Origin of the sequence: Anabaena sp. AL09, assembly GCF_001672255.1 — a bacterium.
In the GTDB taxonomy this organism is placed as follows: Bacteria; Cyanobacteriota; Cyanobacteriia; order Cyanobacteriales; family Nostocaceae; genus Dolichospermum; species Dolichospermum lemmermannii.
Genome location: NZ_LJOQ01000010.1, coordinates 25,256 through 42,891 on the forward strand (window position 1 = coordinate 25,256; position 17,636 = coordinate 42,891).

Sequence of the window (17,636 nt, forward strand, 5' to 3'; positions counted from 1 at the left end):
GCAGGGCGGAATTAAAAATTAATAATTAAAAATTAAAAAAGCAAATTATCCCAGCTTTTTGGAGATTTTTAATAATTTGTTGATTTACGCCGTGTTGTCCTAAAAATTCTTAAATTCAAAAAGGATTAATCTTTCAATCCTGAACCAAAATTGAAGACAAATATGTTGAGGTTAAATTTGAAAAGCAAAAAATTCCAGTTTGCTAAGGGACAAAAATTTGTTTTCACATTGGTGATTGTTGTTGCTTGTTTGCTCGTAAATTTGAATTTTTCTTGGGCAGCAACAACAGCAAAGCATTACGATGAGTTAAAATTTGCCCCCGTTTCCGCAATTAAATTACCCAAGTATGAGCGGTATGCACTTAAAAATGGCTTGGTAGTTTATTTGATGGAAGATCATGAATTACCATTGGTAACAGGTACAGCATTGATCAGAACAGGTAGCCGTTGGGAACAACCCGAAAAAGCAGGTTTAGCTAGTTTGGTGGGTTCTACATTGCGAAGTGGTGGTACTAAAAAGCATTCCGCAGATGAATTAAATGAGATATTAGAACAACGGGCTGCGTCTGTGGAAACAGATATGGGAGAAGCTGCTGGTAGTGCTAGTTTTGAAGCCCTGAGTGAAGATCTAGAAATGGCATTTGGGCTATTTAGTGAGGTATTACGAGAACCGGCTTTTGCACAGGAAAAGTTGGATTTGGATAAAACTCAAATTCGGGGTGGTATTGCTCGTCGCAATGATAGTCCTAATAGTATTGCTAGTCGAGAGTTGAGAAAATTAATTTATGGGCAAGAAAGTCCCTACTCCCGAACTGTTGAGTATGCAACTCTTGATAAAATTTCCCGTGATGATTTGCTGAAATTTTATCAACAGTATTTTCACCCCAATCAGATCATTTTAGGGATTGTGGGTGATTTTAATTCTCAAAAAATGCGATCGCTCATTCAAGCCAAGTTTGGTGATTGGAAAGCAAATACTCAAATTGCTAAAACCCCATTACCACAAGTCACACAAGCTAATTTAGGCGGTGTATTTTCTGTTAATCAACCCCAACTCACCCAAAGTAGCGTTTTAATTGGTCATTTGGGCGGAAAATTCGACAATCCTGATTATCCAGCTTTGGATGTCATGAATGGCGTATTAAATGGCTTTGGGGGACGCTTATTTAATGAATTGCGATCGCGTCAAGGTTTAGCTTACTCTGTATATGGAATGTGGAGTCCCCGTTTCGACTACCCAGGAACATTCGTAGCTGGAGGACAAACCCGTACAGAAACCACAGTTCAATTCATTAAATCCCTGGAAACAGAAATTAAACGGTTACAAACTGCAAATATCACAACCCAAGAATTAAATAAAGCCAAAGACTCCACACTCAACTCCTTTGTTTTCAACTTTCAAGATCCTAGCCAAACATTATCCAGATTAATGCGATACGAATATTATGGTTATCCCGCTGATTTCCTATTTCGTTATCAAAAAGCCATTACTGCTACTACAGCAGCAGATGTTAAACGGGTGGCACAGAAATACCTGAAACCAGAGAATTTAGTGACTTTAGTAGTCGGAAATCAAGCTGCTATGAAACAACCATTAACTGATTTAGCAGCCAATGTAACATCAATAGATATTACCATTCCCGGCACTCAACCAGCAGCTAAAAATTAATAGAATTTAATTTAGATCCCCGACTTCTTTAAGAAGTCGGGGATCTGGCTATTTTCATTATTAATTTAAAATAGTTCTTCCTCGTCTATTATATGATAACACACTGAAAATTTTTTGTCAACACCATAAAATCACTTTTTTCCGGTTGGTGTTTTTGTGTTAGCCAGAGGGTGGGTTAGCTTGCACCTAACCCACCAACAACTGATTTCGCAAACCCTACGGACTTACTTGAGGATTTTTGGAGTGATTTTTTTCCTCCTCTAAAAACTCCTCAACTGCATAAACATCAGGCCAGACAGTTGCACCGTGTTCATAGTTATCAATGCCAACTTTATCGGCTTCAAGATTAACACGCAGTCTACCAATAGCATTGAGTCCAGTGAACATTAAAAGGGTAAAAGCAATAGTAAAAACTGATACTGCGACTACGCCCAAAATCTGCACACCCAGCAAATCAAAACCACCACCTAAAAACAGACCGGCTTTTTTATTCAAAGTCAATTCTGATTGACCCAAAAAGCCCACTGCCAGTGTACCCATCATCCCATTAATACCATGAACTGCAAATGCTCCCACAGGGTCATCAATTTTGCACGCTTCAATAATATCAATACCCAAAACTACTAAAATTCCCCCAGTTAAACCAATCACAACCGCAGCCCAAGGTGCTATAAAAGCACAACCAGCGGTAATACCTACCAAACCTGCCAAAGAACCATTCAGACAATAGACTAAATCCCATTTACCTGAACGACTATATTGATAAAACATCGCTGATAACGCCCCAGCACCAGCCCCCAGGGTCGTATTCAGGGTGATTAAACCAATTAAGCCAGGATTACCAGTACCAAGGGTTGAACCGGGGTTAAAGCCATACCAGCCAAACCAGAGAATCATAGTTCCCAAAGCTGCCAAACCTAAGTTATGGGCGGGGGGAATTTGTCCCCAAGGAGTTCGTCCAGGACGGGGTCCAAGTAAAAAAGCACCAACTAAAGCTGTCCAACCCCCAACGGTGTGAACTACCGTACTACCAGCAAAGTCGTGAAAACCAATTTTCGCTAACCAGCCACTGGAGTTCCATACCCAATGTACAACTACGGGATAGCTGAATGCAGCCATGATGGCACTATAAATTAAATCACCGATAAAGTCCGTTCTCCCAGCCATTGCCCCGGTAGTAATTGTACTGGCAGTAGCCGCAAAGGCAAACTGAAAGAAGAACAAAGTATAAGCATTGAGTCCAGAAGCGATTCCGGGAACACCACCATTGGTAAAAGCACCATTAACGGGTAATTGACTCAAGAAAAAGGTATCTGTACCAATAAACCCACCAGCACTCGTACCAAAGGCAATGCCAAAACCCACACCCCACCAGATGAGAATGGTGACAGCGGCATCAATAAAGTTTTCCAATAGGGCATTTACTACACCTCTTTGGCGTAGCAAACCTGCCTCTAACATCGAAAATCCAGTCTGCATGAAGAATATTAAAAAGCCTGTGAGTAGTACCCAGGTAGTATCAATGGAAATTTGTAATTGTTTGGTTGTTGCGTCTAATGATTCCAGTGTCACAGGATCTGCGGCCTGGACAACTGTGGGCGCGAAAATTGCCAAGACCATTGAACCTATAGCTAGTGCTAGAAGGCGATATAAGGGGCGAATACGTTTATTCATTGCTGTTTTTCCGGCTAGAAAAGCTCTAATTAAGTTAGGCTTTTTATCTGATGTTGATGGTTGTAAATCTGTTATGTCTGTTCAATATGGTTATCAAAAATAAACATAGAACAATAACAGAAACTTATTTGATAATTCCTGCTTTTAGTTAAGTGGAATATTTATCAACTTGAATTACATAATAAATCAGAATTAAATTCTGACTTCTGAATTATTTCTTCATAAAGCTGGTTAATTCTCTATTTAATGAGAAAAAATATTCTGTATCATAAAATACATTTTTTGTAATTAGGATAAATTATTCACTCTGCAAAAATACAGAAAGCTTGTGTATTCCTGACAATATCAGCATTTGCTGTGATTTGGATCTCTTAATTACGCCTGAAATCCTTTATATACAAAAATCTGATATTTATTGCGTAAATAGATATGTAGTAGTTATATATACATTTGCTCCAGTCTAATATCTATTTGTGGTAAAATTTGGGACAGTAAATTAGCTAGATTTCAGGTTTTGATATGTCCAGTTCCCAAGCGCCATACCGTGGAGCAGTACAAGCTCAAGGAGATGATATAACAAAGAAAGGAGGCTACACCCGTTCTTGGGCAGAAGAAAAACCTGTTACTGATGAAGAGGGATTATCATTTCTTGCTAAGATTGAAGGGGAATGTAGCGACTCTCAAAAAGCACAAAGAAAAAATCCTTTTAAGAGAGCTAGACGTTTCGTTGAGAATGCCAGTAAACAAGGTGGTGTCGGACCTGAGTCCCAACCTCCATCATTTCAAGATCCTAAGCGTACAGTTGGCAATGCTCGTGTTGACATTGAAATTCGCTGCGGTATCACTTTTATTCCTACACAACAAGCAGAATGACAACTACTCTCACTAAAGTACAGCAATTTTTAGACTCTGGCGATAGCGACGGAGCGAGAGAAGAAGTTGCCAAAATATCTGTTAATCTAACAAAATTAGATACAAGTGTGAGAGATTTTACAACCTTGCTTGTACTAGGATCACAGCAAGTTGTAGAAATAGGTTTGGGCGTTTTGGGACGTGAACTTCTTAAAACAGATATAGAAGAAATCAACAATGATGTAATTTGGTTATTTCTAGCATCAATATTGTCTCGACATAACATAACTGCTGATAGTCCATTAAGAATTAGTATTATTGGTCTTATTTCTTGTGTTAACAACTGGGAATTACCTAGTTTTGCACTATTAAGTCCTGCACTAGACTCTTTTTTGATGGTGAGTCTTTATGAAGATAATCCTCTTATTTCTGAACAAACGGTGGATTTTATCTCTACCTGGGGAGAAAATTATGCAAAAGCTCCTCGGACAAGGAAGCAAATTAAACAGTTTCAATCTTTGATTCAGTTAGTTCTAGATAAAGTAGATGATTTAGATATCAAAGATGAGTGGTCTGAAGGAGTAGAGACATTTTTAAGAATAGCAGGGCAAAAGCAATACAATCAATACTCAGATCAACGTATTTGGTCAGATGCTAGTAATTTACTCAAAAAAATATATAGTCCTGCAATTTTAAATTCTGATCAAGGTGCAAATTATTTTCCAGTGAAAGACAATATCTCTCGACTAATTACCTCATGTCTTGCCGCTTTGGGAACAGTTTTTAGTAATGATAGTTTATCAATTGCAGTGCGTATTGATAATCCTGAAGAAAACAAGCCTTGGTCAATTCTTGCCAATGTAGTTGATAAGTTAGAAAGATTATTTCAAGAAATTGCAGACATTGGGACAATAAATAAACTTCCCACTTTCACACCAGCACAAGCAATCCCAGGATCATGGACAATAATCCTCCATCTTGATATAAGTGATCATCAATCAAATTTACTTGCAAATGCAATCAAATCTCTTTCTTCAGCAGAAGACGCAAAAAATGAAATTAACTCATCTATTGTTAATAGCTGGCAAGACTGTGTAGCAAAATTTCAAGAAAATGAACTTCGAGTCAATTTAGCAGTTTCTAGCAACAATCCAGAGCTATATTTTGTTAATTCTATATCTACAGAAGATATTCCCAAAGTAGAAGAATCTGTTCAGCAGAATATTAGAGTTCTCTCTCGTGATATTCCCCAAGCTGATAACCTTGAACGAGTTCTAGATTTTGCATATTTATTAATTCAATATCCATCATCTCCATCAACACTCAGGCAGAAGTTTTTGGAAATAGATGCACTGCACGAAAGACAATATTGGTACTATCGAAGAGCAGCAGAAATTCTTGGTTTGGCAAATGAACGACAAGAACCAACAGCTAGTTGTTATATACTGCATCGGTTACAAAATGAAGCTAAAAAGAGATTTCTTGCTTACCAATTTATATCATCAAATGTTGGATCAGCATGGTTTAACTGGCAAAATGCAAATGATCTTTCAGATATTAAACCTGAAAGTGCGGCTGACTTTTTAATTGAAGTATGTCCATCAGTTGCAGAGAGTACAGCTAAACGACGCATTCAAACATTACAATCTTGGTTAAAGATATTTCTTCGATACTGGTAACAAGACGAGTAATATTCCAATAAAAATCCATTTTGTAACATTTATTCAATCTTTATTTGTTTGATAAACTTAATTGGGCATATTTCATATTTCCTCCCATAAGTTATAAATAGTAATGATGCTTTGTGCAGATTTTCCTAAATTCATTAAATTTGATTTCTTAAAAACTCATGTCTTCAACTCCCCAGTATCTTAGCGGTAACGATATTCGCGCTTTATTCCTTGATTTCTACACCCAACGCGGACACCAACCGCTTCCAAGTGCTTCTCTTGTTCCTGAAGATCCGACTGTGCTGCTGACGATCGCAGGGATGTTACCATTTAAGCCGATATTCCTGGGACAACGGATACCGGAATTTAAACGCGCTACGACTTCGCAAAAATGTATCCGTACCAATGATATCGAAAATGTGGGACGAACTCACCGCCATCATACATTTTTTGAGATGTTGGGGAATTTTAGCTTTGGTGATTATTTTAAACCACAGGCGATCGCATGGGGTTGGGAATTATCCACTCAAGTCTTTGGTTTCTCCCCCCAGAATCTCGTTGTCAGTGTGTTTGAAGACGATGATGAAGCTTTTACCATTTGGCGCGATACCATTGGTGTAACGGAAAAACGCATCAAACGCATGGGTGCAGATGATAATTTCTGGGTTTCTGGCGCTACTGGTCCCTGTGGTCCTTGTTCGGAAATTTATTATGATTTTCACCCAGAACGCGGTGAAGATAATATTGATTTAGAAGATGATACCCGATTTATCGAGTTTTATAACTTGGTTTTCATGCAATATAATCGGGATGCGTCAGGTAATTTAACCCCGTTGCAAAATCAAAATATTGACACGGGAATGGGTTTGGAAAGAATGGCACAAATCCTGCAAAAGAAGCCGAATAACTATGAAACAGATTTGATTTTTCCGATTATTGAAACTGCGGCAAAAATTGCCAAAATTGATTATTACGAAAGTGATGAAAATACGAAAGTTTCTTTAAAGGTAATTGGTGATCATGTCCGTTCTGTGGTTCACATGATTGCTGATGAAATTCGCGCTTCTAATGTGGGAAGAGGTTATGTTTTACGGCGTTTAATTCGTCGCGTCGTCAGACATGGGAGATTAATCGGAATTTCTGGGGAATTTATTAACCAAGTTGCAGAAACCGCAATTTCTCTTTCGGAATCAATTTATCCCAATTTGCGACAAAGAGAAGCTGCAATTAAAGCCGAATTGCAAAGAGAAGAAAGTAACTTCTTGAAAACTCTTGATAGAGGAGAAAAGCTATTAGCAGAAATTATCCAAACTGTAAAACAGCAAGGACAAACTTCCATTAGTGGTGAAAGTGCTTTTACTCTCTATGATACCTACGGTTTCCCATTAGAATTAACCCAAGAAGTTGCTGAAGAAAATCACATTACTGTTGATGTTGATGGTTTCAATGCAGAAATGCAAAAACAGGTAGAACGCGCAAAAGCTGCACATGAAACCATAGATTTAACTGTACAAGGTTCTTTAGATAAACTTGCAGAACATATTCACTCCACACAATTCATTGGTTATACCCAATTAACAACAACTGCAAAAATCGAAGTTTTATTAGTTGCTGGTGTTTCCGAAGAAGCAGCAGAAGCAGGAACGGAAGTGCAAATTGTTTTAGATAAAACTCCTTTTTACGCGGAATCAGGGGGACAAATTGGCGATAAAGGATATATTTCTGGTGATGGTGTTTTAGTCAGAATTGAAGATGTGAAAAAAGAGTCTGATTTCTTTATTCATTTCGGATATGTTGAACGTGGTACGATTAGAATTGGTGATGAAATTACCGCACAAATAGATACCGCTTGTCGTCGTCGCGCTCAAGCTAATCATACAGCAACTCATTTATTACAAGCTGCTTTAAAGAAAGTTGTTGATGAGGGAATTTCTCAAGCTGGTTCTTTGGTTTCTTTTGATAGATTGCGCTTTGATTTTAACTGTCCCCGCGCTTTAACTGCTGAGGAAGTTATCCAAATTGAAGAGTTAGTAAATAGTTGGATTTCTGAAGCTCATCCTGCTACAATAGAAGAGATGCCCATAGCACAAGCAAAAGCTAAAGGTGCAGTGGCAATGTTTGGGGAAAAGTACGGTAATCAAGTGCGCGTGATTGATTTCCCTGGTGTTTCGATGGAATTATGTGGGGGAACTCATGTTAATAATACTGCGGAAATTGGCGTTTTCAAAATCATTTCTGAAGCGGGAGTTGCTTCTGGAGTGAGAAGAATAGAAGCGGTTTCTGGCGCTGCGGTATTGGATTATTTGAATGTGCGTGATATAGTTGTGAAGGATTTGTGCGATCGCTTTAAAGTCAAACCAGAAGAAATACCCGACAGAATCACAACTTTACAAACTGAACTCCGCAACAACGAAAAAGAAATTCAAAGCCTGAAATCACAAATAGCAATAGTTAAATCTGACAGTTTATTACAAACTGCGGAAATAATCGGAGAACACAAAATAATTATCGCCCAAATGGAAGATATTGACGCAGAATCATTAAAAGCTGCTGCGGAAAGATTGCTGCAAAAAATCGGTAATGGTGCTGTGGTTTTAGGTTCTATTCCCGAAGCAGGGAAGGTTAGTATCGTTGCAGCATTTAGTCCTGAAGTGAATAAAAAAGGTGTACAAGCGGGGAAATTTGTTGGTAACATAGCTAAAATCTGTGGAGGTGGAGGTGGTGGAAAACCCAACCTCGCGCAAGCTGGGGGAAGGGACGCAAGTAAATTACCAGAAGCTTTAGAAACTGCGAAAAGTGATTTATTAGCAGCGTTGAAATAGGATTTAGATCCCCGATTTCTTTGAGAAGTCGGGGATCTGAGGTGTTATAATAAACCTACTTTCATTATTTCTCTGTTGTCTTCATCTTAAAAATCATGTTGAAAAGTGTAAAAATAGAGAACTTTCGAGGTTTCAAATCTTTTGAACTTCAGCAATTAGGCAGAATTAACTTACTGGTTGGTGAAAATAATAGCGGGAAAACTTCTATATTAGAAGCGGTTCAACTTTTATGTTCCCGAACTAATCTTGAACCACTCGGCGAAATAATGATTAACCGAGGTGAGTATTTTTGGAGTGATGATCCAAGAGAAGAACGCGAACTTGATATTTGTCATTTATTTTATGATCATCAATTTGATATAGATGGTCGGTTTTCTATTTCAGGAATTAACGACAATGTTAAAGAAGAGTTTTATGTCAATATAGGAAGCCGAAAGTTACATATTGATGCTGATTTAGAAGAGTTGAATGAGTTAAATGCAGAAGTAAAAAGAGAACTTATCGACGAGTTATCAAGTAATCTCAAAAGCCTAAACTTCAGAGTAGTTTGGAATAGAGAAGATGAAGCTAAAGAAATTTTAAATCTACCTTTATTAGATAATAATTGCTTATCTTTAAGATATATTAAACGTTCTAGCCGGGACAAAAAAAATCAATTATCTAGGACTGTATTTGTCAATTCTGCTTCTTTAAATACCACAAATATGAAAGAATTATTTGAGGCAGTTGTATTAACTCCCGAAGAAGAACTAGCAACAGAAGCTCTGAAAATTATTGATCCAAACATTGAACGTATTGCTACAGCAAATGTTCAAAAATCTACTCAGATAGCGAGATTACGTTCTGCTGCTGCTGATTCACATACTGGTTTTTTTGTGCGTCTTAGTGATAAAAAACAGCGTGTACCTATTGGAAGCATGGGAGATGGAGTTTGGCGAATTTTAGGACTTGCATTAGCTATAGTATCAGCTAAAGATGGATATTTATTTGTAGATGAAATTGATACTGGACTGCATTTTACGACAATGTTGGGTATGTGGAAAATGATTTGGGATACAGCGAAAAGATTAAATGTACAAGTTTTTGCAACTACACATAATAGTGATTGTTGGAAAAGTTTGGCTGATATTGCAGAACAAGAAGATGTAACTAATCATGGTATTAGAATTCATAGAATTGAGAGAAATAAAAAAAAGAGTGTAGTATTTATTGAGCCTGAAATTGTCATTGCTGCTGAAGAAAATATTGAGGTACGTTAAATAATGGCAAGCAGTGATAAATCCAAGCATCTCATGATTACCAAACGGCTCATTGTTGAAGGTGAACAAGATAAGCGAGTGATACCATATCTGATCGAAGCTAATGGAATTACTTGGAAAAAAGGTAAAGAACCTGTTGATATTCAACCTCATGGGGGTGATGGATTTATTAATCCTTATATGATATCAACCCGACTAAAAGAAACAGGATTAACTCATCTAGGTTTGATATTAGACGCGGATGAAGATGCTGCCGAGCGTTGGCAAAGTATCAGAAATGCTTGTTCGCAAATTGAAAGTATTCCTCCTCTTCCTGAACAAATTCCAGAAACAGGATTAATTATTAAGACACTAGATGATAAGAAGTTTGGTGTTTGGATTATGCCAGATAATCAACTGAAAGGTATGTTAGAAACATTTTTAGCTTACATGATTCCATCTGAAAGCGAACCTCTTTGGCAATATGCACAGGAAGTAGTGACAGAAGCAAAGACTAAAGGTGCAAAATTTATAGATGAACATATTGATAAAGCCTATATTTATTCCTGGTTAGCTTGGCAAAAACCCCCAGGAAGACAATTACATAATGCTATTCAGGAGGAAATTCTAAATCCACAACATCCTAAAGCACAAATATTTGTTAAATGGTTTAAGGATTTGTATGATTTGTAATCTCAAAATTTAAAGACAACAATATCACCATAAGTTCTTTGTCCTCACCACTCATGTTTTATCAATTCAAACAAACTGCTAGACTATAATTATAACTTAGTCGAGAAATTTGTAGAAGCGACATCCAACCCATAAAACCTATAAATTAAAATTATGACCCTCGCACAACAAACACGCTACTATTCACCCCAAGAATACCTAGAATTAGAGGTAAACTCAGAAATACGTCACGAATATATCAACGGATTAATTATACCCATGACAGGCGGAACACCCAATCACAACCAACTTGCAGGCAATTTTTACGCAATGTTAAATTTTGCGCTCAAACGTCAACCTTATCAAGTCTTTGTCACAGATCAACGTCTTTGGATTCCCACCAGAAAAATTCATACCTACCCTGATATTATGGTTGTGAAAACTCCCTTAGAATATGAACAAGGAAGAAAAGACACCTTAGTAAATCCTGTGATGATTGCAGAAGTATTATCAAAATCTACCAAAAGCTATGATAGAGATGAAAAGTTTGCAGCTTATCGGACAATTACCAGCTTACAAGAATATATTTTAATTGACCAATACACAATGCACATTGAACAATATTTTAAAACCGATAATAATAAATGGATATTTTCTGAATTTACAGATGGAGATAGTAGCTTAAACCTATCTTCTATTCCCTGCCAAATCTTGTTAGCAGATATTTATGATAAAGTAGATTTCAACACCGAAGAATGAAAAACTCAATCTTCCTCTTTGCGCCTTTGCGCCTTTGCGTCAGATAATAATTCCAAATAAATACCAAAGGAGTCAATAAAAATGAGTCGCATTAATCCTTATACCTTACAAATGCAAATTACCCAAATGTTTGCTCAAGGACAATCATTTTTTGCCTTGACAAAAGTTCAAGATTGGTTAAAAGAACATAATCAAAACCCCTTAGATTTCGAGATTATCTTTCACAAAAAACCTGCACCTCCCGGTTCAAAAGAAGTCATGGTCATAGAAATAGAATTAAAACGCAAAGACGGACAACCTGTAGATCCTTGGTTACAAGAACAGGCTAATTTACACGCTTAATTCCCCTGTAAACCACCAGTATGGATTAATAGCAAAGATTCCGATTTAAAAAACCCTTTGGTGATTAAATCCATAACTCCATAAAACATTTTGCCCGTGTATATATAATCTAAAGGGATATCATGTTGTTGTTGAAAATCTTGACAAAAGAGCTTTAATTTATTTGTCACCTTAGCATAACCACCAAAATGATAATCAGATACAAGTTGCCAAGGTGCGGGAGAATTAACAGGTGTTGGTAAATCAGAAGCTAGATAATTTGTTAATAAGTTATTGATATCTTCATAGAGAAAATCACCACCTTTCAACACAGGAAAACCAATTACTTTTTGTTCTTGATTTAATGATAGTGTCATCCCGGCTAATGTTGTTCCTGTACCGCAAGCTAAACAGATAGTATCAAATCCTTTAACTGTTTGTAATATTTCTGTACAGCCACGCATACCATTTAAATTACAACCCCCTTCAGGAATCATAAATACTTCCCCGAATCGCTGTTTTAACTGATTTTGTAATTCTTCTGTATGGCGTTTTTTATAGGTCTGACGATCAATATATATTAATTGCATTCCCTGTGCTACTGCAAATTCTAGAGTAGGATTTAAAGGAATATTTTCTTCTCCACGAATTAAGCCAATAGTGCGAAAACCAAACAGATTTCCTGCGGCAGCGGTAGCATAAATATGATTAGAATAAGCACCACCAAAGGTGAGAATTGTCGTTAATTTCCTCTCTTTAGCTTCTACCAGGTTATACTTGAGCTTAAACCATTTATTACCGTTGATTTGTGAGTGCATGAGATCCAGGCGTAATCCGAATAACTTAACATCTGCATTAGCACAGATTTCACTATTAATTTGTTGAATAAGTGGAGGAAAAAAAATTGACGACATTTCCAGGAAAAGTTAAGCTTTATCAGCATAGTATAAAATACTAAGATCCCCGACTTAGCTAAAAAATCGGGGATCTGAAAGATTTATCCGTTTCCTTTCACCTTCTTCCTGGGAAACCAATCATCTAAAATGGCGTAGAATACCGGGACAACAAACAAGCTGAGAATAGTAGAACTTACCAAACCACCAGCTATAGATACAGCCATAGGCGATCGCAATTCCGAACCCGCACCTAAACCCAAAGCAATAGGAACCATCCCCAAAATTGTTGCCGCAGTTGTCATCATAATGGGACGTAAACGTACAGGTCCAGCTTTAAGAATTGCCTCAGTCCGTTCTAGTCCAGAATCCCGTAACTGATTAATGTAATCTACGATTAAAATCGCATTTTTGTTAGTAATCCCCAGCAGAAACACAAAACCAATCAGAGATATCATCCCAAAATCACTTTTTGTAAATAGCAGTGCCAGCAACGCCCCAACCACTGCTAAAGGTAAAGAAAGACCAATAACTATGGGATCTACCCAACTTTTAAACAACCAAATTAGCACCACAATAATACAAAGTGCCGATAATCCCAAAGTTGTGCCAAAACTCCCAAAAACCTGATTTTGACGGGCAGAATCTCCCCCTAAATTCAAAGACACACCAGCCGGCATCACAGCTTTAGCTTCAGCTACGACTTGATCAGTTGCATTACCTAAAGTTAAATTTTGACCCAGGTTAGCGCCGATATAAACTACTCGCTGATTATTCAACCTTTCAATTTGCAAAATCCCATCTTGTTGATGAGACGCACCTGTAATAGTCACATCAGCAAAACCAGATATTTTCTCAATTCGAGCTTTTACCGCTTTAGCTGCTGTCGTCAAAGCTTTGAGATCATCACCCTGTAAAGCTATTTGTAAAGGTTTTTGTCCACCCGTATCAACAAACTGAATATCCTCTATACTTGTAGTTACACCCGCCAATTTTGGCAAAGCGGCACGGAGTTGGTCTTGTACTTCTGCCGTTTTCACTTCTCGCTCTGCTTTGAGTTTAACGTATAGCGTCCCCTTGTTTGGTTCACCTTCACGAGAACCCACAGTAGTAAATACCGTTGCCACTGCGGGTAACTTTCTCACTACTTCTTCCAGTTTCTTAGCAACATCCAAAGAATCGTTTAAAGGAATAGAAGATGATGCAGCAGCCAAAGCCGCAGCAGATAAAGAAGAATTTCCTAATTTATCTTCTTGTTCCATTTGTTCCATTTGTCCTGCTTGTCCTCCTGGTTGTCCTAGTCCTCCTTGTACCCCTTGTGCAAGATCCCCAGGAACACTAGGTAGAGGAGCAGTATAGACAATATTAAATTCTCCTCGGTCAAGTTTAGGAATAAATCCTTTGGGAATTAGGGGAATCAGGGCAAGACCAGCAATTAAACTACTTATAGCTAACCCAACAACTATCAAGCGGTGCTGCAAAGACCAGGCTAACAAGTTACGATAAGCTTGATCAAATTCTAGCCAAATTTTACTTTGCTTCTGAGGAGAACTGGATGGTTTAGCTTTAAGCCAATAAATAGCTAAGACTGGTGATAAGGTTCGGGCTACTAACAAAGATGTCAGCATGGCAGCAGAAACGGTAATCCCAAAGGGTTTAAAAAACTGACCAATGACTCCACCCATTAAACCAATAGGCAAAAATACTGCTACCGCTGTCAAAGTAGCTGCGGTGACAGTTAAACCAATTTCATTAGTGGCTATCAAAGCGGCTTCGCGGGGGGTTTTCCCTTCTTCGATATGCCGCATGATATTTTCTACATCAACTATGGCATCATCTACTATCGAGCCAATGACTAAAGCTAAGGCTAACAGGGTGATAGTTTCTAAGTTAAAGCCATATATCGCCATGACGATAAATGTTCCTAACAAAGATATGGGAATAGCTAAGGCAGAAATTAGGGTAGCTTGCCAATTCCATAAAAAGGGAAAGATGACGACAATTGATAAAATTATCGCTTCGATCAGGGCATCTATGGTGGAATGGGTGGCGTTGCGGATATATTCAGCTTGGGTAGCAGCTAAAGTGAGAGTAACATCTTTTAAGCCAGACCTTAGCTGTTGTACTTCTTTTTCTACCCGATTAACTACTTCTAAGGTATTAGCATCACCTTTTTTAATGACCTGAAAGGCTAAAGCCTGTTTACCATTGAATCTGATTAAAGTACCGGCTGGGGGTAATCCATTTGTTGCTGTTGCTGGTGGTGCATTCGTACTCACTTCCCCTAACAGAGAGACTTTCAGAACTCCTGGTAATTTAGCTATGCTAGGGACAATTTTATCTTTTACCAGTTGCCGTAAATTATCAATCTTCCCAGAAGAACTTTCAATGGCATAGCTAACAGCCGCTGATTCGTTCAGATTCAAAGGGATGATTTTTTTAGTGGCATTCTTAGGTAGATTTAATTGATTAACGATCTGAGAAATTTTATTAGTCGCAGTTTCTAAATTTGTACCCACCACAAAAGAGGAAACTACAGCAGTTTGACCAGGATAAGTTGATGAACGAATATCCTCAAGTCCTACCAGTGATTTGAGACTTTCCTCCAGTGGTTTAGTGAGTTTTTCTTCCGTATCTAAGGCCGATGTTAAAGGTGCTTGGACATTTACCACCACTACCGGAAAGGTGATATCTGGAAATAAAGCATATTTGAGGGAACTCAAGGCCAGGACACCAGCTACCGCTATACCTATCCAAAAACACACCGTCAACCAAGAAAACTTAATCGCTAATTTGGAAATATTGAAGCTTTCGCGGGCGGATTCTGAGTTATTAGTCTTTACCATCTGATAAAATTATTATCTTAGTCATTAGTCATTAGTCATTAATTAGTCATCGGTCTTTTGATCACTGATAACTGACAGGTTAGTATAGAACTTCTAGGATAACAATGGTTACGATCTTAGTCCCCCAGGGAGCAGAATATCAAGCCGTCTGTCGCGGATTAAGTCGCGTCCCCAGTTCCCAAGCCAAGGTATTAGCGATACCAATGGGAATCGAACCAGTGCGGAAATATTTACAACAATTCACCCATGGTCAAGCAAATCGGATGCTGATGATGGGTTTGTGCGGTAGCTTGAGCCAAAAATATCAAATTGGAGATATTGTTTTATATCAAAATTGTCTTTATCAAGGAAATCTGCAAGAGGGCAATAATTCCTTCACCGCAGATATACATAATCAACTTGGTGATCGTGTATCTTTAGTCAAAGGGTTAACGAGCGATCGCCTCTTATATAAAGCCACAGAAAAACGCCAGTTATATGAACAATCCGGTGCTGACGTTGTAGATATGGAAGGATACGCTTTTCTAGAATTTTTCCAGCAACCAGTTTCTCCACAGGTACAAATAGCCATCCTGCGAGTAGTTAGCGATGATGCTCATCATGACATCCCCAATATCACATCAGCCATTGGTGCAGACGGTTCATTACAACCTTTACCCTTAGCTTGGGAATTCATCCGTCAACCCCTAGCAGCGACTCGATTAATTACAGGTTCATTAAAAGGACTCAAAACTTTAACAGCAGTCACACAATTATTATTTACCCCTAACAAGATCCCCGACTTCTCTAAGAAATCGGGGATCTAATTCATAAATATTCTCAAACCTGACAATACTGTAGCCAAAAAAAGAGGATGAAGAGAGAAGGAAATTTCTTTCTCTGCTTCTCTTGCTTCTCTTATCTTGTCAACGGGTATATACTCTACCTTTCCATGCACCTCCACGTCCTTGCCAATGTTGTAATGCTGAATCTATTGTCATAGAAGTATATAAAAAAGCAATGATGGGTAAGCTAAAAGCAAAAACTGGAGAACATTTATAAAAACGAATAATTGGGAAATAAGCAAAAGTCATCAGTAGATATCCGATGAAAGAAATCAGGGTAATTATCCAATTCCCCAATACCAGACCGAAAATAATTGCTATCGGTGGTAATAAATAAACTAAAGTCATTCCCAACAGGCTGCCTATTAGCAGGAAAGGGGAATAATTTAGTTGTGTGTAAGCACTTCTGGCGACCATATCCCAAATTGTTTTCAGGGAGTCGTAAGGACGTAAGCTATAGGTTAGGGTGCTTAATCCTAGCCAGATTTTTCCGTGAGTTGATTTAACGGCTTTGGCTAGGGAACAATCATCAATTAAGGCTTGACGAATTATTTGCAACCCACCAATTCTATTTAGGGCTTCTGAGTGAATGAGAATACAACCTCCAGCAGCGGCAGCATTAGCTTTTTTGGGATTATTTACCCAGGAAAATGGATAAAGTTTTTGGAAGAAAAAGACGAAAGCGGGTATCAATAGTTGTTCCCAAAAACTTTGACAGCGTAAGCGTACCATGATGGATACGAGGTCTAATTTCTGTGCCTCGGCTTTGGCAACTAGGCGGTGCAAGTTGCTGGGATCATGTTCTATATCGGCATCAGTAAGTAAAAAATAGTCTGGTGTCAAGGTACTGGCTGTTTGTAAACCTTGTTCCATTGCCCACAATTTGCCTGTCCAACCTGGGGGTAATGAGGTGCTGGTAACAATTTGCAATTGCTGGGTTTTGTCGAGGTTGTGGGCTACTTCTTGGGCAACATTGGCTGTACCATCGCTACTTTGATCGTCTACTAAGAAGATGGTGAATTTACCAGGATAGTCTTGAAGGAGGAGCGATCGCAAGCTAACAGGAATGACATCGGCTTCATTACGGGCAGGAATTATTACGCACACGGTCGGTAAGATGTTGTTATCAATATCTTTATCTTGATTTGCTTCTAATTGGTGATTAACTTGCCAAAATTGCCCCCAAAATAAGATTAAAAATAACCAAATGACTAAGGATAGAAGGGTCAAACTGAATATAATTGTTGCCATAACTGTTGCTGTACTCCAATTTAAAATTTAACAGACAAATTTAATTCTTTTACTGACTTGCATATAATACAATGTTTGCTGATTTTGCGGAAGAATTTTCTCGTAATTCGGTTATGTTATTTAAATATTGTTTGGTGCTGAGGTAG

At 38.0% G+C, this 17,636-nt stretch carries 13 protein-coding genes; 9 read left to right on the forward strand and 4 right to left on the reverse strand.

The window, feature by feature from the left end:
• Window positions 1–162: 162 nt before the first annotated feature.
• The gene (locus AN490_RS01850; protein ID WP_299999425.1) at window positions 163–1,668 is read left to right on the forward strand and encodes a pitrilysin family protein; all 1,506 of its coding nucleotides are present in this window, start codon (window positions 163–165) and stop codon (window positions 1,666–1,668) included.
• Between the two features lie 216 nt (window positions 1,669–1,884).
• Here AN490_RS01850 and AN490_RS01855 read toward each other — a convergent pair whose 3' ends face one another.
• Window positions 1,885–3,342 (reverse strand): ammonium transporter, encoded by a 1,458-nt coding sequence (locus AN490_RS01855; RefSeq protein ID WP_168633282.1) that lies wholly within the window; start codon window positions 3,340–3,342, stop codon window positions 1,885–1,887.
• A 519-nt stretch (window positions 3,343–3,861) separates the two neighbouring features.
• Between AN490_RS01855 and AN490_RS01860 the strand changes: the two genes are divergently transcribed.
• The 7 genes from AN490_RS01860 (at window position 3,862) to AN490_RS01890 (ending at window position 11,697) form a co-directional block, all read left to right on the forward strand.
• Window positions 3,862–4,215, forward strand: coding sequence for a hypothetical protein (locus AN490_RS01860; RefSeq protein ID WP_299999428.1), 354 nt, complete (start codon window positions 3,862–3,864; stop codon window positions 4,213–4,215).
• Window positions 4,212–5,873, forward strand: coding sequence for a hypothetical protein (locus tag AN490_RS01865; protein ID WP_299999430.1), 1,662 nt, complete (start codon window positions 4,212–4,214; stop codon window positions 5,871–5,873). The genes AN490_RS01860 and AN490_RS01865 overlap by 4 nt, the downstream gene beginning before the upstream one ends.
• 170 nt (window positions 5,874–6,043) lie before the next feature.
• Window positions 6,044–8,686 (forward strand): alanine--tRNA ligase, encoded by a 2,643-nt coding sequence (gene alaS, locus AN490_RS01870; protein WP_299999432.1) that lies wholly within the window; start codon window positions 6,044–6,046, stop codon window positions 8,684–8,686.
• A 95-nt stretch (window positions 8,687–8,781) separates the two neighbouring features.
• Window positions 8,782–9,945 carry an AAA family ATPase gene (locus tag AN490_RS01875; RefSeq protein WP_299999434.1) on the forward strand — a complete coding sequence of 388 codons (1,164 nt, stop codon included), beginning with the start codon at window positions 8,782–8,784 and terminating at the stop codon, window positions 9,943–9,945.
• A gap of 3 nt (window positions 9,946–9,948) precedes the next feature.
• Window positions 9,949–10,617: a DUF3226 domain-containing protein gene (locus AN490_RS01880; protein WP_299999436.1), complete on the forward strand. Its 669-nt coding sequence runs from the start codon at window positions 9,949–9,951 to the stop codon at window positions 10,615–10,617.
• A 153-nt stretch (window positions 10,618–10,770) separates the two neighbouring features.
• Window positions 10,771–11,355 carry a Uma2 family endonuclease gene (locus AN490_RS01885; RefSeq protein WP_299999438.1) on the forward strand — a complete coding sequence of 195 codons (585 nt, stop codon included), beginning with the start codon at window positions 10,771–10,773 and terminating at the stop codon, window positions 11,353–11,355.
• A gap of 81 nt (window positions 11,356–11,436) precedes the next feature.
• Window positions 11,437–11,697 (forward strand): hypothetical protein, encoded by a 261-nt coding sequence (locus AN490_RS01890; protein ID WP_148766275.1) that lies wholly within the window; start codon window positions 11,437–11,439, stop codon window positions 11,695–11,697.
• Here AN490_RS01890 and AN490_RS01895 read toward each other — a convergent pair.
• Both AN490_RS01895 and AN490_RS01900 read right to left on the reverse strand, forming a co-directional pair.
• Entirely contained in the window at window positions 11,694–12,590 is an 897-nt protein-coding gene (locus AN490_RS01895) for a 1-aminocyclopropane-1-carboxylate deaminase/D-cysteine desulfhydrase (protein ID WP_299999442.1), read from the reverse strand. The two genes, AN490_RS01890 and AN490_RS01895, sit on opposite strands and share 4 nt — an antisense overlap.
• A gap of 83 nt (window positions 12,591–12,673) precedes the next feature.
• Window positions 12,674–15,415: an efflux RND transporter permease subunit gene (locus AN490_RS01900; RefSeq protein WP_299999444.1), complete on the reverse strand. Its 2,742-nt coding sequence runs from the start codon at window positions 15,413–15,415 to the stop codon at window positions 12,674–12,676.
• Between the two features lie 104 nt (window positions 15,416–15,519).
• Between AN490_RS01900 and AN490_RS01905 the strand changes: the two genes are divergently transcribed.
• The gene (locus AN490_RS01905) at window positions 15,520–16,221 is read left to right on the forward strand and encodes a phosphorylase (RefSeq protein ID WP_015080624.1); all 702 of its coding nucleotides are present in this window, start codon (window positions 15,520–15,522) and stop codon (window positions 16,219–16,221) included.
• A gap of 99 nt (window positions 16,222–16,320) precedes the next feature.
• Here AN490_RS01905 and AN490_RS01910 read toward each other — a convergent pair whose 3' ends face one another.
• Entirely contained in the window at window positions 16,321–17,490 is a 1,170-nt protein-coding gene (locus AN490_RS01910) for a glycosyltransferase (protein ID WP_299999446.1), read from the reverse strand.
• Window positions 17,491–17,636: the final 146 nt, after the last annotated feature.

Coding starts and splice junctions, on each gene's coding strand:
- AN490_RS01855 (WP_168633282.1), bottom strand. CDS start 3,342: ATGAATAAACGTATTCGCCCCTTATATCGCCTTCTAGCACTAGCTATA.
- AN490_RS01850 (WP_299999425.1), top strand. CDS start 163: ATGTTGAGGTTAAATTTGAAAAGCAAAAAATTCCAGTTTGCTAAGGGA.
- AN490_RS01890 (WP_148766275.1), top strand. CDS start 11,437: ATGAGTCGCATTAATCCTTATACCTTACAAATGCAAATTACCCAAATG.
- AN490_RS01900 (WP_299999444.1), bottom strand. CDS start 15,415: ATGGTAAAGACTAATAACTCAGAATCCGCCCGCGAAAGCTTCAATATT.
- AN490_RS01910 (WP_299999446.1), bottom strand. CDS start 17,490: ATGGCAACAATTATATTCAGTTTGACCCTTCTATCCTTAGTCATTTGG.
- AN490_RS01860 (WP_299999428.1), top strand. CDS start 3,862: ATGTCCAGTTCCCAAGCGCCATACCGTGGAGCAGTACAAGCTCAAGGA.
- AN490_RS01895 (WP_299999442.1), bottom strand. CDS start 12,590: ATGTCGTCAATTTTTTTTCCTCCACTTATTCAACAAATTAATAGTGAA.
- AN490_RS01905 (WP_015080624.1), top strand. CDS start 15,520: ATGGTTACGATCTTAGTCCCCCAGGGAGCAGAATATCAAGCCGTCTGT.
- AN490_RS01880 (WP_299999436.1), top strand. CDS start 9,949: ATGGCAAGCAGTGATAAATCCAAGCATCTCATGATTACCAAACGGCTC.
- alaS (WP_299999432.1), top strand. CDS start 6,044: ATGTCTTCAACTCCCCAGTATCTTAGCGGTAACGATATTCGCGCTTTA.
- AN490_RS01865 (WP_299999430.1), top strand. CDS start 4,212: ATGACAACTACTCTCACTAAAGTACAGCAATTTTTAGACTCTGGCGAT.
- AN490_RS01885 (WP_299999438.1), top strand. CDS start 10,771: ATGACCCTCGCACAACAAACACGCTACTATTCACCCCAAGAATACCTA.
- AN490_RS01875 (WP_299999434.1), top strand. CDS start 8,782: ATGTTGAAAAGTGTAAAAATAGAGAACTTTCGAGGTTTCAAATCTTTT.